The sequence below is a fragment of the Falsigemmobacter intermedius genome (assembly GCF_004054105.1).
GTDB classification, from domain to species: domain Bacteria; phylum Pseudomonadota; class Alphaproteobacteria; order Rhodobacterales; family Rhodobacteraceae; genus Wagnerdoeblera; species Wagnerdoeblera intermedia.
The window spans coordinates 1-2,832 of record NZ_SBLC01000102.1; the positions used below are offsets into that span (position 1 = coordinate 1).

General features: G+C 64.4%; 2 protein-coding genes. One reads left to right on the top strand and one right to left on the bottom strand.

What is annotated here, in order from left to right:
- Window positions 1-34 precede the first annotated feature (34 nt).
- Complete coding sequence (locus EP867_RS19200; RefSeq protein ID WP_128491039.1) at window positions 35-1,405, top strand: phosphomannomutase; 1,371 nt, start codon at window positions 35-37, stop codon at window positions 1,403-1,405.
- On the opposite strand, the gene EP867_RS19205 is transcribed toward EP867_RS19200, so the two are convergent.
- The gene (locus tag EP867_RS19205; protein ID WP_128491040.1) at window positions 1,393-2,406 is read right to left on the bottom strand and encodes an NAD-dependent epimerase/dehydratase family protein; all 1,014 of its coding nucleotides are present in this window, start codon (window positions 2,404-2,406) and stop codon (window positions 1,393-1,395) included. The genes EP867_RS19200 and EP867_RS19205 overlap by 13 nt on opposite strands.
- Window positions 2,407-2,832 lie beyond the last annotated feature (426 nt).

Sequence of the window (2,832 nt, forward strand, 5' to 3'; positions counted from 1 at the left end):
ATCTCTATGCGCGCGGTCAGGGAGAAAAGGGCTGATGGCACCGAAATTCGGCACCTCTGGCCTGAGGGGGCTGGTCAGCGATCTGACGCCTGATCTGATCGCAGATTACACCCGTGCCTTTCTGGCGGCCTGCCCGGTGGGGCACGGGCTCTATATCGGCCGCGATCTGCGGGCCTCCTCGCCTGAGGTTGCTGCTGCGGTGGCTCAGGCGGCGCGGGCCGAGGGCGTGGCGGTGACCGATTGTGGCGCGGTGCCGACCCCTGCACTGGCGCTGGCCTCCATGGCGGCGGGATCGGCGGCGATTATGGTCACCGGCAGCCATATTCCTTCTGACCGCAACGGGCTGAAGTTCTATCTGCCCGGGGGAGAGATCACCAAGACCGATGAGGCAGCGATCCTGGTCGCTCTGGGTCGCGCCCCGGCGGGGCTTTCGGCACCGCTTTCTCAGGCGGATGCTGCGACGCCTTGGGTGCAGCGCTATATCCGGGCCTTTGGTCCGGAGGCGCTCTCGGGTCTGAGGATCGGGCTTTGGGAGCATTCTGCCGTCAGCCGCGATCTGATTGCCGGGGCTCTTGAGGGGCTTGGGGCAGAGGTGCTGCGGCTGGGCCGCAGCGAGGTCTTTATCCCCGTCGATACCGAGGCGGTTCCGGCTGAGATCCGCGCCCGCATTGCGGCCTGGTGCCGGGACCACGGCCTTGATGCCCTGGTCTCCACCGATGGTGATGGCGACCGCCCGCTCCTGGCCGATGAGCGGGGCGGACTCGTGCCCGGCGATCTTCTGGGCCAGATCACGGCGCGGGCGCTTGGGGCAGAGGTGGTGGTCACGCCGGTCAGCTCCAACAGCGGGGTGGAGCGCTCGGGCGCCTTTGGCCGGGTGATCCGCACGAAGATCGGCTCTCCCTTTGTGATCGCCGGGATGGAAGCGGCGGGGGGCCGCGTTGCGGGCTATGAGGCCAATGGCGGCTTTCTTGCGGGCTTTGAGGCGCAGATGGCGGCAGGTCCGCTTGCGCCGCTCCGGACCCGCGACAGCCTTTTGCCGCTGGTCGCGCCGCTTGCGCTGGCGCGGGCTTCGGGTCGCAGCCTCTCTGCCCTGATCGCAGCGGAGCCTGCGCGCTTCACTGCCGCTGACCGTCTGGAAGAGATCGCCCCTGAGACGAGCCGTGCCCTGATGGCGCGGCTGGAGGACGGGCGCTTCACCGCGCTGCTCTCTCCCTTGGGCGAAAGCCTTTCTGCGGAGGATCGCACCGACGGGCTGCGGCTCCATCTCGCTTCCGGCCGGGTGATCCATCTGCGCCCCTCGGGCAATGCACCGGAACTGCGGCTTTACACCGAGGCCGAAAGCCCGGAGCAGGCCGGGGACCTGCTGGCCCGCGGGCTGGAGGTCCTGAAGGCTCACCTGGCGTAATACTCCCGGTACCAGGCGACGAATTCGGCCACACCTTTGCGGACATCGGTCTGCGGGCGATAGCCGGTCAGGCTTTGCAGAAGCGATGCCTCCGCCCAGGTGGCGGGGACATCGCCCTTCTGCATCTCCATGTAATTGCGGATGGCGGTCCGGCCCGTGGCCTCTTCAATGGCATCGACGAAATCCGTGAGCTTCACCCGGTCGGAATTGCCGATGTTCACCACCCGGTAAGGGGCGCCCGGTGACAGGCTGTCGCCGGGCGCAATCTCAGCAGCGCTTTCGGGGCGGACCGGCACCGCATCGATCAACAGTCGGATCCCCTTCACCAGATCGGTGACATAGGTGAAGTCGCGATACATCTCGCCATGGTTATAGATGTCGAGGGGGCGCCCCCCGAGGATGGCTTCCGTGAATTTATAAAGCGCCATATCGGGCCGGCCCCAGGGACCATAGACGGTGAAGAAGCGAAACATCGTCACCGGCAGGTTCCACAGATGCGCATAGGAATGCGCCATGCTCTCTGAGGCCTTTTTGGTCGCCGCATAGATCGTGAGCTGCGTGTCGGCCTTATCGGTCTCACGAAAGGGCATCTCTTCATTGGCGCCATAAACGGAGGAGGTGGAAGCCATCAGAAGATGCTGCACCCCGTGCCGCCGCGCGATCTCGAGCACATTGAAGCTGCCGATGACATTGGCATCGAGATAGGCGCGGGGGTTCTCAAGGCTGTAGCGCACCCCGGCCTGAGCGGCGAGATGGACGATGACATCGGGGCGAAACTCATCCGCCACCCGGTCAATCAGTGCCTGATCCTCTAACATGCCTTCCGTGGCGCTGAACTGCGGGTGCTGCAGCAGCATGGCATGGCGGCGCTCTTTGAGGCGGACGTCATAATAATCCGTCATCCCGTCATAGCCGTGAACGGTAAAGCCGTCCTCCAGCAGCAGGCGGCTGAGGTGAAACCCAATGAACCCGGCAGAGCCGGTCAGAAATACGCGGGTCATTAAGGTCTCCTGTCGCTCAGCGCCAAAGGGAAGGCACCGGGATCCATACTGCCTCAGCCGCAGCAGGGCGCCAGCGGTTATTCTGCAACGACCCGGTTTGGCGCGGTGAAAAGACCTGAACCTCCCCTAAGTCCCCGGTTCAAAGCAAAAAGCGCCTTAGCGATTCCCGCAGATTCCCGCGTTGATTCCCGCGATTCCCCGCCCCGGGGCCAAAATCCTCCCGCAAACCCGCAGAGGGGCCCCGGGCCGCGCCTCAGAGAGACCGCCGAACCTCTTCCGGATCGCCTTAAAAATAAGGCATCTTCCGGCGAAGTCCCGCAAATTGTGACATTTTTATAATTTCGCTCTTGCGCCTGCCTTCGTGTCTGTCTAAACACCCCTTCACCGCAGCGGGGCAGACGGAAACGGCTGGTTGTTGTGGGAAGA